This is a genomic window from Rhodopirellula baltica SH 1, assembly GCF_000196115.1.
Classification (GTDB): Bacteria; Planctomycetota; Planctomycetia; order Pirellulales; family Pirellulaceae; genus Rhodopirellula; species Rhodopirellula baltica.
In genome coordinates this window covers 897,872-919,189 of record NC_005027.1, presented here as the reverse complement: position 1 = coordinate 919,189, position 21,318 = coordinate 897,872, and the positions used below count along the sequence as shown (strand labels likewise).

Genomic DNA, 21,318 nt, shown 5'->3' with positions numbered 1-21,318 from the left:
CCAAACGACCAGTGATGCGAAGTCCAGAGATGACGAGTTGAGGAATCCGGTGACCAGCTCGTTTTCTGGGCTTGTTTCATGACAGCGTGATTTGATACCCCGACATGCCTGGAACCAGACTTTCGCCAGGATGAAGCGAAAGACACGCAAAGGAATGCGAACGATGGAAATTTTTGGCAAACGAATTGGCTACCGGCTAACCGGCGGAGTCGCGACGATTCTTCTCGGAGCTTTTGCTGCCGCGCAAGCTCAACGCAGCGAGCTTCCCAGCGACACAGACCTGGCCGATCAAAACGTGCCAGCCCTGGACGCTCCTCGTTGGCAATCCGAAATGCCAGCACCGATCTCGATGCCAGGCACCGAAGAGACCGGCCCTCAAAACTTCCTCGCGGCCTTTGACGATTCGTCTGATCCAGGTGCGATTCAACAAGCGGCCTACTCAGACGAAACCTACGTGTCTCAGCCAGTCGAAATGGCGAGCCACAATGAATCGTTCGACGGCCCTACGCCAATGACGATTCCGGAACCCGCTACTCAACCGGCACCACAAACAACCGCACAAGATGCTGGACCAACCAACTCCGGTCCAAACATGGCATTGCCCGTGATGGCGATGGAGATGCCCGCGATGGACATGCCTCCTGCCGATGCACCAGCCAACTCCATGCCGGAAGCCGATCTGTCGATGCCCGGCGGATTTGATATGCCCGACATGAACATGTCGATGACAATGCCGCCTCAACCCGAGGTCGCCACGACATCGAATCCCCAACAAGATGCTGGCCCAGCCATGGACATGTCAGCGATGTCGTTCGGTGGCATGCCCGCAGCCGATCCAGCCATGGGCAACGAAGGCCCCTCTGACATTCCAGTCAACGACATGCGAATGAACGACGGTCCCGCCATGAGCGACATGGGTCAACCCATGCGGATGCCTGAACCTGTACAAATGGCGAACGACTCGCTGCCAAACCTGCCGGCTCCACAGCAACCGGGCGCTTCGTTCGCACAACCTGCCGACGCATCGTTCGGCGCGATACCAAACGACATGGCTTACGAGAAACCAAGCCAAAACAGTCAATCGTCACCCTACGGCCAACCCGAACCAGCGAATGCGAACAGCATGCGTTCCGGCGGCGATGCAAGCTTCAACAACGACCTGCGTTCCGCACCGGCCGCTGCTCCCTATGGTGCTCCTAACCAGTTTGCCAATTCCGACCAGTTTGCCACCCCCGACCAATTTGGCGGCGGCAACCAATTTGGTTCGCCTGAACCATCAGCCTATGGCGGCAACGCGTCCAACGACAACTTCGCCAACAGCAACCCTGGTTACGAAGAACCAGCTCCCGCTGCTTCGACTCGTTTCGCCAGCCAACGTGGACTTCCCGCGCCAGGCTACGGTGCTCCTGCCGCCGGCAACAATTACGCCAGCAACGCACCGACCGCGGCGCAAGCAGCCGCTTATGCGATGCCGGGTGAACGTCGTTTGGAAGGCATGCAAACACCAAGCATCGTCATTCACAAAGAAGCACCACCGGAAGTCAAAGTCGGCCAACCCGCCACGTTCAAGCTCAACGTTCAGAATGTCGGAACCGCCGAAGCCTTGGGCGTCCGTGTGCACGACACCATTCCTGCTGGGATGCGTTTCAACGATGCATCGGGCAACCCTGTCATGCAAGGCGACGCCTTGATGTGGGAACTGGGTGCCTTGCCCGCTGGCGAACAACGCATCATCACGATGAACCTGACACCCGTCGAAGAAGGCGAACTCGGCAGCATCGCTCGCGTAACGTTTGAAGCAGCCGCCTCAGTGCGAACTCGCAGCACACGCCCCGAACTGAAAGTCACCCAGCACGCACCTGCAAAGGTTCTGATCGGTCAACAACTCGAAATTGAACTCGAAGTGTCCAACGTCGGTTCGGGTGCCGCAACAAACGTCGTCCTTCGGGAAGATGTTCCTGAAGGCATGGACCACCCCGGTGGCCGCGAACTGGATTCGTTCTTGAACACGCTTCGCCCCGGTGAAGTCCGTCGCGAAGTGTTGCGAATGCGAGCCGTTGAACCGGGCGTCATTCGTAACACCGTTGAATTGGTCTCCGACGACGCCGAACCAACCAGCCACACCGTCGAGGTCGAAGTTGTCGCTCCGGCGATCGACATTCGCTTGACTGGACCTGGATTGCGTTTCTTAGAACGACAAGCCACTTACGAAGTTGAATTGATCAACCGCGGCACCGCACCAGCGACCAACGTTGAAATCATCGCTCGCCTCGACCGCGGATTCACATTCGTCGGGACCGAGAACGCTGGTTACTACGATCCCAACCGTCACGCCGTTCTTTGGTCGGTCGCGTCCTTGCCACCGGGCAAACCCGCCAAGGTGCCGTTGACGTTGCTGCCGGTTGAAGAAGGCGAGCAAGCGATCCAGTTGGAAGCCGCCGCCGATCTCAACACTCGCGCAACCAGCGAAAGCACGGTCCGAGTGGAATCACAAGCGGAACTCAGCTTCAGCATTTCGGACTTGGCCGATCCAATCGAACAAGGTGCCGAAACGACCTACGAGATCCGTGTCCAAAACACCGGTTCGCGAAACGACTCCAACGTCCAAGTTCGCCTGATCGTGCCGCGAGGCATGGAAGTTTTGGGAGCCGACGCGGAAGTCCGCCCGGACGGCCAAGGCGGAATGGTCTTCGCACCTGAAAAAGAACTTCCCGCCGGATCGGAACTGACCTATCGCATTCGTGTTCGCGGAGACGCCGCCGACACGCACCTGGTGAAAGCCATCGTGACCAGCGATCAGTCGCCCAAACCGGTGACCAAAGAAGAGTCAACCATGGTTTACGCGGACCGCTAAGAACCACGGGTCAACCACATGCCTCCTATCTCGGGTGGTTTCATCACCCGAGACGGCGACCTACAGTATCTATCGACGGGTGATTGGCATCCGTCCACTGACTGTTTGTTTGCCGCGGAGGATCGCCCGTGAGTGATCGCGTCCTGATTGTCGAATCCGATGCTGATGCACGCGATAAATTAGTGCGCATTCTGGATGACGATTCTCGCGAAGTCATCGCGGTGAAGAGCTGTGATCAGTCTTTGAAGGAACTGGAAGTCGCGTCCTTCGACTTGATCATCACCGAGCTGCCAAAGTGCAAAACACTTTCCTCCGGTTCGAGCGATGCCAGTTCCCCGTCCAGCGACGCAGGCACCGCCGCGATTCGTTGGGTCGAAAAATTGCGAGCAGCGGCCCCGCGAGTTCCAATCATCTTGATCACACGAGAGGGTGCCGAACCAGTCGCTGGTGAAGCACTGATGCGAGGAGCCGCGACCTATATCCCGCTGCATTTAGCCGAAGAAGGTTTGGTCGATACCGTTGAGCAAGTCCTCAAAGTCAGCCGCTCAGCGTCCCAAGCGACCGACATCGATCAGTGCGTTTCGCGAATCAAGCTGGAACTGGTTCTGCCCAGTCACGAGCAACTCGTTCCCGCGGTGATCGCCAGATTGGAACAAGAACTGGAACAGCTGCATCTGTTCGACGAAATGACGTGGACTCAAATCGCGATGGCGCTCGACGAAGCCATCCTGAACGCGATGATCCACGGGAACCTGGAAGTCGAATCGGCTCTGCGTGAGGTCGATGACGGCGAAGCCTATCTAGAAAAGATTCGCCGACATCGCGAACTGTCACCTTACGCCGAACGTCGTACTTACGTGACGCTGACCGCCACCCGCAGCCAAGCTGTTTTTGTCATTCGTGACCAAGGTCCCGGCTACGATGTCTCGGCGCTGCCTGATCCAACTGATCCCGCCAATTTGGAATCGATCGGTGGACGAGGACTTCTGTTGATCAGTGCGTTCATGGACGAAATCCATCACAATGAGATTGGCAACGAACTGACGATGATCAAACGCAAGCGATCCGACAGTTCCGCGTCGTGATCGTCCATCGTTCCACATCCCAGTTCGCTTTGTATCTGCCATGACTCCGGTCCACCCCGGCGATCGATCTTCCGCGGCAATGCTGCGCAAGCAAGAAGCCATCGAGCAATCGATGTGCTTTGGTCGGTCCATCCGGTGGCCCGTTCTTCGAATCGCCGGCGTCGAAATCTCCGTGGCGATGTCATTGCCGCTCGGTTTGTTTGCCGCCATCGCATTTGGTGTCTCGGCTCATTTGACCGACACCACCGCATCGGCCGATTGGCAATCACACGCCCACTGGATGGCATGGTTGATCGGCTTCTGGTTGTTGGGTTTGCTGATTCAAACAACCATCGCGGTTTGGCATCAACGAAACGCGGGTGTGCATCGCGGCGGTTGTATCGTTTCAATCGGAGGCGTCTGGACCGCTCCGACTCAGCGACCCCACGGAATCTCGGTTGCCGGCGTCCTGATGATCTGGTCGCTCTGCATGCTCGCACTTGGACTTGGATCACTCGCCCTGATTGGCGTTTCCTTGATCACGATTGATGCACCGATCCGAGGAGGCCCGATCGTTTGGCTGGATGATCCATGGGCGGCGGTCGCTTGGTTGTGGTGTCTGCAAGGCATTTGGAATTTGCTGCCTTTGCCCCAATCGCTTGGCCGAGTCGGCTGGGCACTGGTTTTCGCATTGTTTGGTGGCGGGCCAAACCACGATCCCCGCGTTTGTCTGCGATCACTGCGGGCGTGGATCATCGCGATGGCTTTGCTGACTTTGGTCACCGGCAACTTGCTGCTCAGCACCAGTGGAGTGACATCGCAAGCGGGCGGATTGGCTTGGCCGGCCGTCGCCGGCGTCGTGGCTTTGTCGCTTTGGTTGTTCACCTCGGCTGGATCACCCGATTTAACCGCGATCTACGAATCAATTGTTCGCCGTGCGGAATACATCGAAGTCGGCGAGCAGAATCCAATCGGCCGATTTCGTGGACGGTTCGGCCCGGTTGCCACGTGGCGTCGATACCAAGCCCGCCGGGAAGATGTCGCCAAGCAACAGAGGCTGCGTGAAACGATGGAACGCGAACATCGCGAAGCCGATGATGCGTCACGCGTCGATGAAATATTGCAGCGGTTGCATCAGGACGGAGTCGAGTCCCTATCGCAAGATGAGCGAGAACTGCTGCAAAGAGTCAGCGAAGCGCTTAAGAATGAGCGTCAGAACATCGCAAGAGACATCGACTCGAGCGACTAATTGCTACAGGCGGAGCAATTGAACGGGGGGAACAGACATCCACCGCATCGTATTTCGATTGATTGACGACCAAGTGTCATCGAAGTGGTACGGTTTTGCATGACCGTTACATCAACCACATCGAACACCGACATCGATCCGCTGCACGCCAGTGTATTGGCTGGCGTGTGTGTCGCCGAACGTGCCGCAGCCGAAGCGGCTCGCGTTGGCACCGCGACGGAAGATGCGATGGAACGCGTCAATAAAACCCTTGTCAACGATATCGAACAGCTTTCGATTTCTCTGTCGGACAAGTTCGAAGAGATCCGACTGATTCACGATCTGACGGCCAACCTGGAACTGGAAAGCGATGCGGATGACATTTGCATCGACATGCTCAATCAGCTTTCGGTCTGCGTTCCTTGGAAAACGGCCATCGTTGAACTATGCCCTGCCGATGCGGAATGCGTCGCCGATGAACCCGATCGCTTGATCGTCGGTCAACCGATCAGCTCACAAGAATTGGATTCGATGATCGCCGCCTCTTGGCGACACGCCGCGAAAACGGATGGCATCGTTCGCGACATCACAATCGTCAACCAGAGCGACGAACCGAGACTTAACAATCATCGCTTGATGATTCTGCCAATCCACCGTGGCGGAACTCATTTGGGCCGGATGATATCGATCCGCACGCTCGATCAGCCAGAATTCACCACCGTCGACATCGACTTGGTGCGATCCGTTCTGATGATGTTGTCCATGCACTTGGTCAACCAACGTCAGTACATCGAAATGCAATCGATGTTGGAAGGCATGGTGCGATCCCTCGCCTCGGCGCTGGATGCAAAAGACGCCTATACGTGCGGTCACAGCTCTCGTGTTGCGGATCTGGCCGTCGCACTTTCGCGCCGACTTGGAATGACGCAACAAGACTCCGACTCATTGCAACTGGCTGGCATTCTTCACGACATCGGCAAGATTGGCATCGATGATTCAGTGCTGAAGAAACCGGGTGCATTGACGGACGAAGAGTTTGACCAAATCAAACGACACCCGGTGCTGGGATACGAAATTCTCAAAGGCATCCGCCCCTTCCGACACATCTTGCCTGCCGTTCGCCATCACCACGAATCGTGGGATGGCCGTGGGTACCCGGATGGATTGTCGGGCGACAACATCCCACGTGCCGCACAAATCCTTGCCGTCGCGGACTCGTTCGACGCCATGGTCAGTGACCGCCCGTATCGCCGCGGCATGCCACTTGATAAAGTCCGCAAGATTTTCCGCGAAGGTCGCGGGAAGCAATGGGCATCCGATGTTGTCGACGCCCTGCTTAGCAACGAAGAGTTGATGATTCGCTTCGCTGAAAACTACCAAGCTCCGCCGGAAACTGATCCCTAAGTATGTTCTTGATCGCGGTTGATGAAGCCGGCTATGGCCCGAAACTCGGACCGCTGGTGATCGCCGCAACGCTTTGGGAAGGCCCAGCTAAATCGTCTCAATGGAATGACACGATCGCCGAGATGTGGGATGTGATGAAGACGCCCGTCTCCATCGACGGCCAACGCATCCGAGTCGATGACTCCAAACGCGTCTTTCAAAGTCGCACTCAGCGGCGCGGCGACACCTCCCCGCTGGGCAATCTGCATCGAGCAATCTCGTTTGCCCACCATTCGATGGGCCGACCGGAATCAAACTGGCAAAAACGCTTGCCGACATTGATCCCAGACGATCTTCATTGCGTGGAATCAATTCCATGGCTAGCCGATATGCTGAAGCCGGGACGATGGCTGAGCGAACTCCCCGACGAGTGGTTACCAGAAGAATCCATCGCACGCGCCACTCAGGCGTGGGCGGTCCCCGACTGGCAAGTCACCGACGCTCGGGCCCGCATGGTCACGGCGAAAGCTTTCAATGCGTTCTGCGAACCAAATGCTTCGGGAACTTCTGCCAACAAGAGCGACCTGCTCGGTGAAACCAGCCTCGGGTTAGTCGCGTCGATGCTGAATTCTCAAACGCTAGAATCCCACAACCACGGGCAGATCTTTTTCGACCGGCACGGCGGCCGACGTTACTACGCCGGAGTCATCGCGGCGATCTTCCCGGACGCGATTGTTCGCGTGGTGGATGAAACGAGCCGCTGCAGCGTTTACGATGTTGAGACGGCGACCCACCAACTGAGAATGCATTTCACTATCAAAGGTGATTCGTTCGTTCCCGTCGCCATGTCATCGCTTCACGCCAAATGCCTTCGCGAGATTGCAATGGCGTTTTTCAATCATCACTTCGAAGACCGATGGCTCGGCCCAGAACCCTACCAACCCACCGCGGGCTACCCCGTCGACGCCGACCGGTTTCTCGCTGCGGCCACCGCGACACTGAACTCGCAATCCATTGCGACGTCCGATTTGATTCGATGCCGCTGATTCAATTCACCGCCGCGATGCTTTTCGTCCTTCTCGGCGGCATCCATCAATCGTGGTGCGATGAACCGCGACGAACCTCAACGACAAAATCCAATCGCCCAAAGCTTCTTCGTCCGGACCTGATTCTTCAATCGCTCGAGTCTCCCGACGTATCGGTGCGGCGACAAGCTGTACTCGACCTTAGTCAATGCCACGCGAAACATCCGAACTTGGTCCCCGGTGCGATGCAGTTGCTTCGACGCAGCGCCAATGACTCAGCCTTCGATGTTGTGATCGCATCGATCGAAGCTGCAGCAACGATCGGCGACCTCGAATCATTCGGTGCGGTTGCCGAAGTGTTGCGGGGCGATCACACGCCATCGGAAGCTGGAAGAATACTGGACGCGATTGATGTTCCGTCGCTTCGACCATTCTGGAAATCGTCCGATCCGTTCCGCGTCGCAGACGCTGCCAAGAGCCTCCAACAAAAGGCGACGCGACAGCACTCGGTGGCTTCGTTGGCAAAGATCAAAATCCCTACGCCATCCTCCACCGTGATCGCATCCGGTCGAGAAGCATTCATGATCGCGCGATGCGACGCGTGCCATCAAGTTGCCGGGTACGGTCGAGCCTCCGGCCCCGATCTTCGAGGCATTGGAATGTGCTACTCCAATACCGAACTCATTCGCCACATTCTCCAACCTTCGCTCGATCTTCACGACACCGGACGGTTCGAAAAATTCCTGCTGACCGATGGCCGAGTCATCACCGGACGAGTGATTGCCAACAACCTCGCATCGACAGATCGTTCGAGCGTCCAAATTCAGACGGACCTCTCCAATCCTGACGCGGTTCTTTCCATCGAGCTCAAAGACATCGAACAACGACAACCGTCGCCCATCTCGCCGATGCCGGTCGGTCTGCTGAATTCATTGACGCCAACCCAAGTGGCGGAGCTGGTCGTGTACCTTCGCAGCGATGGCGGACGGCTCGCCCCAGCCGACTCCAGCCACGAACATTGACGACGAAGCGACGATGAACCGCCACTGGAGCGATGGCAGTCATCCAGCACTGAAAGCGCAGAAAAAACGGCAACCCAAAATTGGATTGCCGTGGCTCGATTTCGATTGCGGCCAAGTTCAGTTTCGGCCGTCCAGAGCGGAGAGAACTCAGCCCGATTTGCGAACGGGTTCACCGCTCATCGACGCGTGCGACGCAGGCGTGTCACGCAGCAACTTTGTGTACTCGTCGACGCCTTCCTGCTCTTCCTTCAGGATATCTTCCAGGAAGACGACCAAGCTGCGTTGCGGCTCGGCCAATTCGATCGCTTGGGTGTACATCTCGACGGCCTTGGCTTCGAAGTCACGGCTGAATTCGAGAACTTCGACCAGGTTCTTGCTCTGTTTGATCTCGTTGCGAGTGGCAACAGGAACCCCGCCGAGGGCCGAGATCTTCTCACCGACCAGTTGAGCGTGGCCGAAGGATTCCTTCGCGTCGCCCAAAAACTTGTCGGCGTAAACTTCTCGCCAAACGCCTTCGATGATGAACGAAGCCTGGGAGTACTGAGCGACCCCAGTCCATTCGTGCTTGAGAATTTCATTGAGCTGATTGATCAGTGCTTCGCTGGCCATCGCATTTCCTTTGGGTGATCGGTGTGGGATTGGTTGGACCGAAAAATCCGATTCGGTATCTCAACCAAAGCTTCCCAAAATTCTTTCACACCGCACACCCCGAGACGCCCTGCTGACCTCAAACACTCTCCGAATTCCTCACCCAGCTACCGCTCTACCACCACCACTTAACACAGCCGGATGACTCGCGGGATCGTCCGCCGACTTGCCCAAAACAGAACGCTGCCATTCGATCGCAAACAAAATTGTTTGGCAAATTCTGGGAGAGCGATCGAGATGGACACTTCCAATTCAGCCACTTTCAGCACGCACAAAAAACAGGCAGCCTCGCCGACCCCCGCCACATCAGGGCTTGCTCAAAAAACACGCAGCCCCTGGGCAGCGACGTAAGTCCCATTGCTAGCAAAGGTTCCAAAGGCACGTTTGATCGGCCTCGAGGATAGCACCACGTCCCAAACGACCCGTGCACCCTCAGCCCAACTCACTCACGACATGACGTCATCGCCTTCGCACCGAACCGATTCCACTGACTCCCGACAAGTCTCTTCGTCACGGATGAACGAAAACTCAGTGGAGCAAACCGACGCGAGCGATGCTCCCCCAGCCGTTTACGCCAGCGACTTGGCTCGGCCCTCCGGTTCGAAGGACTCATCGAGCAATACCAAAGCCCCATCGGCCCCCGCTTCGACCAGCCCCATTAAATTGTCGCCGTTCGATCCGGACATGCCCTACGAAGACCGTCCAGAAATGGTCCTCAAACTGGCCGCCGAGGTCTTCGCTCAAACCGGAAGCTGGGTCGTCTTCTACCGTGAGATCATGGGCTGTGACGGAGTCGTTTGGAAACTGTTCCCCGAAGCTCCCCAACGCCGACACTTCGAATCCAGTCCCGAGTTCGCTGAACTGCTCGAGATCATGACTTCGCTTCGCAGCCAAGACAGCTCGAAGACTAGCCTGCACGAACCCGAACGAATGATCACCGTTCGCCTGCCCCGCTCGATGCACTCGACCGCGGTCAAAGAAGCCGCCGAACTGGGCCTGAGCATCAACAGCTACTGCCTGACCAAACTGCTGCAGCCGATCAACAAACGCTTCACCCCGCTGGAAGCTGGCCCTCGCCGCGGACGTCGCCCCGGACCTCAAATCCAAGTTGAGAAAACCGCCACCGGCGAGATCTCCATGCAGCGAATTCGCGTGCCATCGAAGCCGACCAAATCGACTCCCAAGCCTGGCCGGAAATCTCAGAAGTAGTCGCGAACCTGATCCGGATCACGACGTCATTCCGGAACACAACCGATCCGCCTCGCGCAATCGCACCTTGCTCCCGACCACCTGACCCCAGGCATCTTCGACGTGGCACGCAACGAACAACTGATTCGCCAACACAAACTCCTGCAACTCCTCGAAGACTCTCGCTTTGGTCGAACCCTGGACGAACTGCGTGGTGACCTGATCCTGGACCTGGGGCTGTCGACGCTGCACACCCGCACGGTCCGCCGCGACGTTGAGGCACTGCAAGGGGCGGGCTACGACATTCAAAACGAGGTCCTGGAACGCGGCCGCATCTATCGCCTCGGTCGCAACCACACCGCGGTCCACGAAATCGCGTTCTCGGCAACCGAACTGATCGCGCTCTCAATCGGTCGCGAACTTCTTTACCCGTTGATGGGAACCCAGTACTGGCAGGGTATCGAGACGTTCTGGAACAAGGTCCAAGAAGCGATCCCCGAAGGCGTCTACGAACACTACCAGCGATACCGGAAAGTTCTCTACGTTTCTGGCACCCCCAGTAAAACGTACGAAGCACAATCGGGAATGCTGAAGACGATCAACCGCGCCATCTTGGAACATCGCGTTGTCGAGATCAAATACAAACCGATCGGTCGCGAAGCATCCGTGCGGCAGATCGAACCCTATGGCTTAGCCGTTCACCAAAACAGCATCTACGTGGTCGCCGCGGCCCCCGAAGTCACCGACGAATCCGAACGACTCCGCAATTGGAAGCTCGATCGATTCACGCAGGCCACCGTCCTGGACGACTACTTCAAACCCGACCCAAAGATTAACCTGAATGAGTTTCTGGGAAAGAGCATCGGCATCTTCTCGGGCGACAGCAGCACTCCGGTCAAAATCCGACTGGGCAACCGATCCGCGTCGTACCTTCGCGAAGACCCTTGGCACCCGGAACAAAAACTGGAACCAATCGATGTCGACGACCCAGCCTCCGATACAATCCTGACCGTCCCCGCATCGCATCCTCGCGAATTGCTACCGAAGGTGCTTGCCCTGGGCAGCGACGCGGAAGTCCTGGAACCGGCTGAATACAGAGAGGCCGTTGCCGACGTCATCCAAAAGCTCGCGCAAACCTACAAAGGCTAGTCACATAAGCTCACCCGAGCAGACGCGGCAAGCAAATTTCCTGGATGAAACGACCGTACGATGGACTTCCAAGTCCGTCGGGCCAACGAGTCAGTCCCAAACGATCTTGCAGGCGTCGAAGATCGGGCCTTCCACGCAAGTGCGTTTGTAATCCCACTCGCCATCGTCTTGCTTGACCTTGGCAACGCATGAGAAACAGATCCCGATGCCGCACGCCATCGGTGTCTCCATCGACACTTGGCAATCGACCCCCAGACGCTCGCAAACCTCAGACGACTTTTCCATCATGATCTCTGGTCCGCAAGTGATCACACGAATGCGAGTCCCGGGGCTTTCGTTCTGAAGCGATTGCAAACGATCAGCCAGCACATCGGGCACACGTGCGGCGCGACCTTCGGATCCATCATCCGTGCAGGTCGTCACTTCAAATCCAGCCGATCGAAAATCGTCGACGCCCGCCAACAAAGACGCACGGCGAGCTCCGTAGATCAGCTCCACTTTCTTTGCCCAACCACGCTGCGTCGCATCGCGCCCCGCGGCGAGCATTGGGGTTTGGCCGATTCCGCCAACCGCCATGATCAATCGGTCGCAAGGTCGATCGTCGAACCCGTTCCCGAGCGGCCCCCAAACGGTCACCATCGTCCCGACGGGAGCCTCCGACAACGGAACCGTGAGCGCACCTTTGCGGAGATAGATCAAATCGATCGATTCGGGCTGGCCATCGGCGCCCGCATGCACGTCATAGATCGCGAAAGCTCGCCCAATCAACGGTGCGTTAACGCCCGTCATTCGGATCATGACAAACTGCCCGGGGCGGAAAGACCGTGCGATTTCCGGTGCCGCCACTCGAAGCAAATGAGTGTTCTCCGCGATGGCTTCATTGCGAATCAGCGGTGCATCGACACGCACCATCGCGTCGGCGTAATGGGCAGCGTGCAAATTAGACATGTGCTCAAGGGGTCAAGACTCGAAACGATTCATTCGGCTCGAGAAGTGTACCGCCAGTTCGTTGGATCCTCTAGGACGCCCTCATGCCGGCTTGCGAATAAACTCCACCCGCGGCGCCTTGGATCCTTGACGATCGCACCGAAAAAACTCCGCGACGTATCGAACCGGGGTCCGCTGCTCTGGCACGCGGAATCGATCCCCCTTCTGCAGAACCGGACGCGCCTCTAGCATCCCGCCGAATTGCTCGGTCCCAGCGGCCTGACATGGGTACCAAGTCCCCGCCAATTCGCCGCGTTCGGGCTTGGCATCCTTCGGCTCCAAATAGAACTCCGGATAACAGTGCCCCGGAATCCAAACCATCCGCGCTGGAATGCCAGCGTTGCGACACAACGCCACAAATAAACTGGTCATGTCTTCGCAATCGCCCACGCCGGTTTTGAGCGCATCCGACGCGTCTCGAATCGGGCCTTCTTGATATCGCACTTTGTCACGGACCACATCGTAAATCTGACGCACCTTTTTCCAATCACTCTCCGGCGCATCGCCAGCCAACTCACGAGACAAAGCCCGGATGGAAGGATGCGATGAATCGATCATCGGGCTGTTCCCCATGTACGATCGCATCTCGCGAGGCAAACGCGCCGGAACGATCAGATCGTTCGTTTCGGTGGGAGCCACAATCGGCTTCCGAACGACCTCCATTTCCAATTCGACTTGAACCGAACCTCCAGACGTCAACCGCGGAATCGTAACGACAACCTGCCGTGCTCCATCCAGTTCGCGAACGGCGACGTTGCCAATACGACCATCCACCGTCCGGTCGGTGATCGACACGGTTTGCTCCGGCCAATCCATGAACACCGGGAACGTTGCCAGCCCCGACGTGATGGTCACCGGCGTGTCGATGTTCACCCCCAAAAGCCAGCGTGTCGTCTGCGGCACCGTCAAATCGAGTTGCGTCGCTGCAACGGACGATCCATCCAACGGAGCCTGAGCTGCGTTTTCACTATCCGGGCTGGACAAACCTTCTTGGCCAAACAAGCGGCCAACTGGCAGAACCGATCCGGTAACGATCGCGCCGGTTCCCGAGCCAACGAGAGATCGTAAACACGTTCGACGAGTCATTTGTTTCTTTGATTCAGTCATGCCAACATTCTACCTCCCGCGCGTCTTGATCCCAAAGGTTTTCCACCATGTCGCGACGCCCAAATTCACCAACCGCCCACCCGGGTTAGCTACAGGTCCGCACGATCGTCACAGCCGTACCAGAGAACAACTTCGTTCGGCCATCCTGCTAAACTGTTTGCCCCACCGCCGTCTTGGCGATCCATCCCCACCTACCTCAGCCCACACCGCACCATGCCTTGGATCCATTCCAACCGCCGCGACACTCTCCTTTGCACGATCTCGATCGCGTTTGCAATCACCACCTTGTTCATCGCGACACCGCGCCCGAGCGGCGCTGCTTCGCCCAACGTGATCTTGGTCATGACTGACGACCAGGGATACGGCGACTTCTCGTTCAATGGCAACCCATACATACAAACTCCGGCGCTGGATCGACTGGCGTCGGAGAGTGTTCAACTCACGGATTTCCATGTTGCTCCGATGTGCACGCCAACGCGCGGGCAATTGATGTCTGGCCTGGACGCATTTCGCAACTCCGCGATCAACGTCAGCAGCGGCAGAACGCTGTTGCGACACGACTTGAAGACCATGGCGGATGTTTTTCAAGACGCAGGCTATCGAACCGGCATCTTTGGAAAATGGCACCTGGGAGACAACTATCCGTTCCGTCCGGAGGACCGTGGTTTTGACGAAACACTTTGGTTCCCGTCATCACACATCAATAGCGTCCCTGATTTCTGGGACAACGACTATTTCGATGACACCTACATTCGCAATGGAAAGCGAGTCGCTCATTCTGGTTACTGCACCGACGTTTTCTTTGATGAAGCGATCGAGTGGGCGAAGCAAACCAGCCCAACGGATTCACCTTTCTTTGCTTTCATCCCGTTGAACTCAGCCCATTGGCCATGGTTCGTACCGGATCAGTATCGCGCCCGAGTTCGCACGATGCTCGGCGATACGACCGAACTGAAACGGCAACTCGACACAACTCCCAGCAATCTGGAAGACCTGATCAGCTTCCTCGCGATGGGATTGAACATCGATGACAACGTTGGAACGCTCACTCAATACCTGGATGAATCGGGGCTTTCAGAAAACACGATCGTTGTTTTCCTGACCGACAACGGCAGCACGTTTGGTGATCATTATTTCAATGCGGGAATGCGTGGCAAGAAAACACAACTCTGGGAAGGTGGCCATCGCGTTCCCTGCCTGATCCGCTGGCCCGAACAAATCACCGCTCAAAAGATCGATGACCTGACGCATGTGCAAGACCTCCTGCCAACGCTCGCGGCCCTAGCGGATTGTGATGAACACCTGCCCGGTCCACTGGATGGAACCAGCCTCGCGCCAAGGCTTCTGGGCGAAACGGATTCACTTGCCGATCGCATGCTCGTGATCAACTACAGCCGAATGCCACAGTTCAAAGTCACCTACACCAAAGGCAACCCTGCCATCCCGAGACGCAATGGGGCCGCGGTGATGTGGAACAAATGGCGACTGCTTGAGAACAAGCGTTTGTACAACGTTGAACAGGATCCTCACCAAGACCACAACGTCGCGCAAGACCACCCCGAAATTGTCGCGAAAATGCGAGCCCATTTGGCGACCTGGTGGGACGGCGTCAAAGACGATGTGATGACTCCGGAACGCGTTGTGATCGGCAGCGAACAAGAAAACCCCAGTCTGCTGACAGCTTGCGAATGGCTGGATATTTTCGTTGATCAACAAGTCCAAATTCGGCGAGGTGTTCGCAAGAACGGCGTGTGGCATCTGATCGTCGATCAACCTGGAACGTACGAATTTGCATTGCGTCGTTGGCCGAAAGAATCCGGCTTGAAACTCGACCAAGCCATTCCGATGAAGCAAGTCACGGACGGAACATTTCCCGCTGGTGCCTCTCTGCCAATCAAGTCTGGCCGACTCAAGATCGGCGACTTCGATCAAACCAGCCCGACGGATTCATCCGGCGAAGCGATCACGTTCCGAACGCAACTCAGCGCCGGCCCGATCGAGATGCAAACCTGGATGCTCGACGGCAACCAAGATTCCATCTGTGGTGCTTACTACGTCGACGTTCAACGCGTCGAAGATTGACGTCACCGCCGGGTCCCTGGCAATTTCCCTAGCAGCCCAAGGGCTAACCCTAGAAGTGCCACTGCCTCGGGTATGACCACCCATGCGCCCCCAATCGATGAACTCATTTCTGCAGGAGTGTCGCCCAAAAAAGCGCGAAAGAAAAAGTAAATGCCGCTCAAAGAACCAATCGCGATAGCTGATGCAAAGAAGAGCACTACCATCCAAATGACCGACAATCCCCCCACTCGAACGAAAAGCAGAAGGCCGCCCCAGAACCTTCGCGGCTCTTCCGTGACGACGATCTCGCCAGCGTCCGGAGCGACTGAATAGGGATTGGGTTGGGGCGACATCAATCGATTCAGCAGGCAAATGTAGACGTTGGCTAAAAACTCATCGATTACCAAACTACCACAACGCTGTCTGTGGCCTGTGGCCCTGAGCCACTTTCCTTTCACTCTCTCACCGGTATATCCACCACACAAATTTCCCGATCCCGGTCAGCTCCCCGCGCTAAAACTCTGGCTTCCGGAGTGACGGCGTAGCTCTGACCACCGTAGATCATTCCCTGCCATGGTCCGCCGCTGATACTGCCGACCACATTCGTCCCAACAATCGGACAGCCAATCGTTTTGGCCGCGCGGGCAATGGTGTCGCGAAGAGAGGTACCATGCTGTGGCCAATCACCCGCGTTCGCTGCCCAACCGTACGGAACCAGCAATAGATCAGGTTGCTCGCCAGCCATCCGCTGCACCGTCTCGTCATGGAACGTGTCGGCGCAAATCAGCATGCCGACTCGACCAAACTTGGTCTCGACGATTTCGACGCTGTCACCACGAGTGTACGGAGGACTCATCAAGTGAGTCAGCACGTTCATCTTGCGGTGCTTGAGAATCAACTCCCCTTCATCGTCGATCAATACCACTGAGTCATACAGTTGATCGCCTTCCTTTTCGGACAATCCCACCGACAGAAAAACGCGATTCTTCTTCGCAATCTCAGACAATGCGTCTGTGTCTTTCCCTGGAATCGGGTGAGCCAGCTCATGCGCCTTCGCATTGACCCATCCATACAAGCAAGTTTCCGGCAAACAGACGATCTCGGCTCCTTTCGCCGAAGCTTCCTCGACGGCATTCTCAATTCGCCGCAAGTTGCCTTCGCGATCGCCATCAATGCAGTAGATCTGAGCCATCGCCACTCGGCATACCTTTTTGTCTTTTGCCGCGTCGACTGCATGAGCCACCGAGCTCATCCCAATGCAAGACAGCAAGAAAATGATCGCGAGTACTGAATGCCGAGCTGAGTTCATAACGGGACAATCCATCCGAGTGAGATAAGATGAAAGCGGCCGGGAGTCTGCCCACACGATACCAGACTATCCGACCGCATTTTGTTGGATCGAGAACATCGCGTGATAACAGAGACCACACGAGTATCCCACACGAGGATCAGCCCGTTGCACCCACCTCTTGCAACCGTGCCATCACGCGTTTCCAACCCAGGCACTTCGCCAAAGTATACGGCGTCATTCCGTTCGCAGCGACGCCGTTCGGATCCGCACCATGCTTCAAACAAATATCCACTCCATCCAACGATCCTGCCAATGCGAGCTGATGAAGGAAGGTATAGCCTTTGTCATCGGCCTCATTCACGAGTTCCGCGTTTTCAGTCAACGTCTCATCGAGCGACTCACGCATATTGACTGACATGGGATGCTCGTTCTCAGCAACCTTCGCGTAGTCTTGAGGCTTCACTTCAGGATGACTGAAACGAGCAAACAACCCTTTCTTTTTGGTCGTGGTATCACCAATGAAGTCAGGTGGAACCAAATTCACTATCCCGACGTCACCAAATTCAAATCCCCACGCTTGATCATGTTGCTTGCGTTCAGCGTTGCCCATTCGTGAACGCATCAGATCGACGGTGAATCCGCCATACACCTCGCCCAACATCACATACATCCAGTCGCACAGTTGGCGACCGGGAATCCTGACGCGATCGCCTTCGTGGACCGATTGCAACGAGGTCGGTGAATTGATCAATGTGCCTTCAATCTTGCGGCCATCAAAATCGACGTCCATCAACCACATGTGTTCGCATTCCAGTGCATCAGGATCCTTCGACCGCAATTCCGGTGGATCGGTAAAGGTCGCCTTCACCGCCGCCAATTCCAAAGCAGGCACGATCCGACGATGCTCCCAGGACATCTCACGCCAAAAATAGCGAAAAGTCTTGCGAGCCTTGGCCGCCGCTTCCTTCATCTCGGAATCATTTCCAGGTGTTTGGAAAACAGGAGATGCTTGTGATGACATTGTTCAACCCCAACCTTGCTGATCGAAAGAAACTTGCACACGACAACGCACGGAGGCGAATTGACGGACAATCCGATCGCCAACGTGGAAACCTGTCCAAGCCTCGAAGCTCTCTCACCAACACACCGCGCGGTTCGCAAAGTTGGCATCGATCAGTGCCAGGGCGAAGTTGCTTGGAACGCCTTAGCATACCCCAGATGGACCCCGCAATGGTCCACTACAGCGGAATCCGCCCCGCCGGACAAGCGTACAGCGAACGCTGGCCCCATAAGTTTCGAGCTTAAGTCGTCGCTCTTTCGTCCCGGCGACCTCGGGACTCATCCGTATCATGCTCGATCAGGACTTCACGTTCAGTTGGCAACGTTGAACCTTCGGTAGCATCCCAGCAAAAACATATGCACCGCATAGGCCATCAAACCAAAGCCCACAATTCCCAATAGAATCCGTCCGTACATCTGGCCCGCGATAGCGGAAAGAGCGTCGCCCATGCCTGCGATTTCACCGTTTGCGGTTCCCTGCCAAGCTGATTGTGCCAGGAAGAATCCGATGATCGCGAACGCGATTCCACGAGTGATAAGACCTATTCGCCCTGCGTGCAGTGCCGTCGTCCGAAACGTGTCTCCCATTTCGGCCAATTGATACTTCGTCATGAACTTGGCGTAGTAGCCCTTCACCACGAAGTAGATCCCGACGCCGATCGTGACCGCGCCCGCAACACCCAGGACAATCCGTCCCGGCGTGCTGTCGAGCAGGAAAGATGCTTTGGATGAGTCGCCGTTTGAAGCCCCACCGACAAACCCGAGCGACAACGATCCCGCATAGCAACCCAGTATCAGATAGGCGATGCCGCTGATTGCATAACCGGTTCGCTTCACTAAACCTTTCGCTTCCGTCCCCGCACCTTCGGTGTCTTTGATTGCTTGCACCCAACGCCAAGCGGTGTAGCCAAGCAAACCAATCGCTACCAAACCCAACAAGAATTTTCCGTAGGGTTGCTCGCCAATTTCGCGAATCGCATTGCGAGACCCACCGACCTCACCACCGGCCCCAATGGTGACACGAAACGCGAGGAACCCGACGATGAAATACACCACTCCCTTTGCAATGTGCCCGGCACGACCAAGCGTTTCCACCCAAGAAGGAACTTGCGGCAAACGTGCCTCTTGAAAACCGTGCCAAGAAAAACGGGAAGTGGCGTCAGCGGACATGGATCAGGCCTCAATTGAACTCAGCGAATGAAATTTGACTGCATCGATCTCACAGTATCGAAGTCCCGTAAAACCGATCGTTTTTATGGTTCGCAAACCCCATACCGATTAGCCTGCTTTCAGTCGCATTTGCGCAACCCCGTTCTCGCGTCGCATCATTCCATCCGCCGGCGATCAACATCGGCAATGGCCTTCGCTCCATACTCGCCTGCATCGGCTGCCGCCAATGTCAAACAGGTCCGCGGCCCTGAGACCGCGAACCTGTTTATGATTTCGCCGTTATTCACCAGTCAGACTGGCGATCGCTCGTTCACCGCTTGAAGATTCGAGTTGGTTCTTCCGCAGTGATTTTCGAAGAAAGCGATTGGCTGGCCAATTGCGTGGTCAATCGTACCGAGCCTTCTCCGTCACCTTCCGCTTTGACGGTGTAGGTCACCTCGTCACCCGGTTGCATCTTTTTGATGGGAGCAAACTGGATCGATTGGCCTTCTTCCTTCAACTCCGTTGGTCCATCAGCAGACACGAACTTCAACCCGTCTGGCAGCTCAGCGGTCAGACGAACATTGTTGTCGATCGCATCCCCTTCGTTCCAAACTTTGATGGTGTAGGTCACTTCGCTACCGTTGTTCACCGGATCTTCGTCATCGACGACCGTCAATTGCAACGCGGGAAGGCGGACCACTTGCGCACGAGTCATCGCCGTTGCGGTGGCTCGAGTCGTTGCATCCGCTTCATCCTCGGCGACGTCGACCGTGCAAACGCTAGTGGCCTTTACCTTCGTTGGAATTTCATCCAACTCGCCCGTGCGAATCGCATAATCAATCGTTGCACTTTGACCGGGTTTCAACGTATCAATCGTCAGGGTTTTCTCCGCCATCTTGGGCGAATCGGTTTGCTTTGACTGCTCGTTGCCATTGCCGCTATCAGATTGGTTCGACGCCGAGTCTTGTTCCGACTTCGCCGGTGTGGGCTGACCTTCGGATTGTTTTTTCGAATCACCCTGCTTAGACGACTGGTTCGATTTCATCTGCGGCTCACTCACATCCGCCAAGTTCGCAGCTTCCGGCCACATCAAATTCACTCGAACATCTTCGGCTGGTGCGTTGCCTTGGTTCGTGATCGTCGCGGTGAAATGCGCCAAGTCATTGCCGTACAAACGATTGGGGCCCTCAACCATTGCGATCAAATCAGCAGAAACTACTTTTGTTTGAGTCTTCTTGCTACGAGAGCTCAAATCACTCTCGGTCGCTTTGGCTTCCGCACGGCTACCAAATTCGCCGCTCTTCGAGGCATACACGCGAGCGATGAATTTGCGAGTCTCTCCTGCGTCGAGTCCATCGATGTCGAATTTCAACTCGTTGTTGCCTTCAATCGTGGCCAACCCATCACCGAGAGAGTCTTTGATCGTGATCGGACCAACGTCGCCGCTCCCGCCGTTTTTCAGCGTGTACTCCATCTTGATGACATCGCATCGATTGGCTTTCTTCGGCGCGACTTTGGTCAATTCCAGCTGAGGTTTGACCGCCTCGCTGGTCAGGCAGATCGCCGGTTTGTAGCTGACCACTTCCAAGCAACTGCGAATCTCACCTTCCTGATCAGCGACCGCTTGCACATCAAACGTGCGAGATTCTCCGGGCTTCAAAGTCTGAATCATCATTTGATTCTTGCTGCCACGATTTTTCTCTTCCGCTTCAGACTGAGATTGCTTCTCGTTCGCCTTCTCGCCTTGCTGAGAAACCGATTCGATCGTCAATCCCTCAGCCTTCTTCTGAGCCAACTTCACCCGATGCAAAGTGACTTGGTCAGAAATATTGGAAACCTCAACGGTGTAGTTAAAACTTTCGCCGAGCCGAACCTCCTCCGGCATCTGACTGGTAACCTTCAATAGCCCATCGCCTGTCGACAAAGACGATTGGGCATGGACGGACGAGAGCAACGACGCGGAACATACGGCGGCTGCTGCGAAGAAGAGACTTCTTCCGAATGAAGTCATGACGCACCTCTTGCTAAGTTGGAAAGTCGGATTGGAAACAACGCTTGTCACCGGAAGATGACAGCGCCGGATTCGAGCAAGGGCTATGC

16 protein-coding genes are annotated in these 21,318 nt (G+C 56.2%); 9 read left to right on the top strand and 7 right to left on the bottom strand.

Annotated features, from left to right (window positions below):
* Nucleotides 1–130 precede the first annotated feature (130 nt).
* The 6 genes from RB_RS03480 to RB_RS03455 all read left to right on the top strand — a co-directional run bounded on the left by RB_RS03480 (nucleotide 131) and on the right by RB_RS03455 (nucleotide 8,576).
* Nucleotides 131–2,854 carry a COG1361 S-layer family protein gene (locus tag RB_RS03480; protein WP_011118518.1) on the top strand — a complete coding sequence of 908 codons (2,724 nt, stop codon included), beginning with the start codon at nucleotides 131–133 and terminating at the stop codon, nucleotides 2,852–2,854.
* Between the two features lie 128 nt (nucleotides 2,855–2,982).
* Nucleotides 2,983–3,939 carry an ATP-binding response regulator gene (locus tag RB_RS03475; RefSeq protein WP_007325399.1) on the top strand — a complete coding sequence of 319 codons (957 nt, stop codon included), beginning with the start codon at nucleotides 2,983–2,985 and terminating at the stop codon, nucleotides 3,937–3,939.
* A gap of 40 nt (nucleotides 3,940–3,979) precedes the next feature.
* A complete protein-coding gene (locus RB_RS03470; protein WP_007338344.1) occupies nucleotides 3,980–5,167 on the top strand; it encodes an AAA family ATPase in 1,188 nt (395 codons plus the stop codon).
* A 99-nt stretch (nucleotides 5,168–5,266) separates the two neighbouring features.
* Nucleotides 5,267–6,550 (top strand): HD-GYP domain-containing protein, encoded by a 1,284-nt coding sequence (locus tag RB_RS03465; protein WP_007338343.1) that lies wholly within the window; start codon nucleotides 5,267–5,269, stop codon nucleotides 6,548–6,550.
* Nucleotides 6,551–6,552: 2 nt separating this feature from the next.
* A complete protein-coding gene (locus tag RB_RS03460; RefSeq protein WP_011118516.1) occupies nucleotides 6,553–7,575 on the top strand; it encodes a ribonuclease H family protein in 1,023 nt (340 codons plus the stop codon).
* Nucleotides 7,566–8,576 (top strand): c-type cytochrome, encoded by a 1,011-nt coding sequence (locus tag RB_RS03455; RefSeq protein WP_011118515.1) that lies wholly within the window; start codon nucleotides 7,566–7,568, stop codon nucleotides 8,574–8,576. Before RB_RS03460 ends, RB_RS03455 begins: the two co-directional genes overlap by 10 nt.
* Nucleotides 8,577–8,723: 147 nt before the next feature.
* Here RB_RS03455 and RB_RS03450 read toward each other — a convergent pair whose 3' ends face one another.
* On the bottom strand, nucleotides 8,724–9,185 hold the full coding sequence (locus tag RB_RS03450) for a ferritin-like domain-containing protein (protein WP_007325393.1): 462 nt from the start codon (nucleotides 9,183–9,185) through the stop codon (nucleotides 8,724–8,726).
* A 492-nt stretch (nucleotides 9,186–9,677) separates the two neighbouring features.
* Here RB_RS03450 and RB_RS03445 point away from each other — a divergent pair, with 492 nt between their 5' ends.
* Nucleotides 9,678–10,433 carry a hypothetical protein gene (locus tag RB_RS03445; RefSeq protein WP_164921449.1) on the top strand — a complete coding sequence of 252 codons (756 nt, stop codon included), beginning with the start codon at nucleotides 9,678–9,680 and terminating at the stop codon, nucleotides 10,431–10,433.
* A 102-nt stretch (nucleotides 10,434–10,535) separates the two neighbouring features.
* Nucleotides 10,536–11,561 (top strand): helix-turn-helix transcriptional regulator, encoded by a 1,026-nt coding sequence (locus RB_RS03440; protein WP_007331323.1) that lies wholly within the window; start codon nucleotides 10,536–10,538, stop codon nucleotides 11,559–11,561.
* Nucleotides 11,562–11,651: 90 nt separating this feature from the next.
* Here RB_RS03440 and RB_RS03435 read toward each other — a convergent pair whose 3' ends face one another.
* Together RB_RS03435 and RB_RS03430 are read right to left on the bottom strand one after the other, a co-directional pair.
* Nucleotides 11,652–12,509, bottom strand: coding sequence for a dihydroorotate dehydrogenase electron transfer subunit (locus tag RB_RS03435; protein ID WP_011118509.1), 858 nt, complete (start codon nucleotides 12,507–12,509; stop codon nucleotides 11,652–11,654).
* An 81-nt stretch (nucleotides 12,510–12,590) separates the two neighbouring features.
* On the bottom strand, nucleotides 12,591–13,655 hold the full coding sequence (locus tag RB_RS03430; protein WP_011118508.1) for a transglutaminase-like domain-containing protein: 1,065 nt from the start codon (nucleotides 13,653–13,655) through the stop codon (nucleotides 12,591–12,593).
* Nucleotides 13,656–13,868: 213 nt separating this feature from the next.
* Here RB_RS03430 and RB_RS03425 point away from each other — a divergent pair, with 213 nt between their 5' ends.
* Nucleotides 13,869–15,737 carry an arylsulfatase gene (locus tag RB_RS03425; protein WP_011118507.1) on the top strand — a complete coding sequence of 623 codons (1,869 nt, stop codon included), beginning with the start codon at nucleotides 13,869–13,871 and terminating at the stop codon, nucleotides 15,735–15,737.
* A gap of 433 nt (nucleotides 15,738–16,170) precedes the next feature.
* Here the strand turns inward: RB_RS03425 and RB_RS03420 are convergent, their stop codons facing one another.
* The 4 genes from RB_RS03420 to RB_RS03405 all read right to left on the bottom strand — a co-directional run bounded on the left by RB_RS03420 (nucleotide 16,171) and on the right by RB_RS03405 (nucleotide 21,280).
* The gene (locus RB_RS03420) at nucleotides 16,171–17,025 is read right to left on the bottom strand and encodes a carbon-nitrogen hydrolase family protein (protein WP_231846173.1); all 855 of its coding nucleotides are present in this window, start codon (nucleotides 17,023–17,025) and stop codon (nucleotides 16,171–16,173) included.
* Nucleotides 17,026–17,164: 139 nt separating this feature from the next.
* Nucleotides 17,165–18,028, bottom strand: coding sequence for a DUF2314 domain-containing protein (locus tag RB_RS03415; RefSeq protein WP_011118504.1), 864 nt, complete (start codon nucleotides 18,026–18,028; stop codon nucleotides 17,165–17,167).
* A 350-nt stretch (nucleotides 18,029–18,378) separates the two neighbouring features.
* Nucleotides 18,379–19,236, bottom strand: a complete 858-nt coding sequence (locus tag RB_RS03410) for a DUF1206 domain-containing protein (protein WP_011118502.1) — start codon at nucleotides 19,234–19,236, stop codon at nucleotides 18,379–18,381.
* A 310-nt stretch (nucleotides 19,237–19,546) separates the two neighbouring features.
* Nucleotides 19,547–21,280, bottom strand: coding sequence for a DUF11 domain-containing protein (locus tag RB_RS03405; protein WP_164921448.1), 1,734 nt, complete (start codon nucleotides 21,278–21,280; stop codon nucleotides 19,547–19,549).
* Nucleotides 21,281–21,318: the final 38 nt, after the last annotated feature.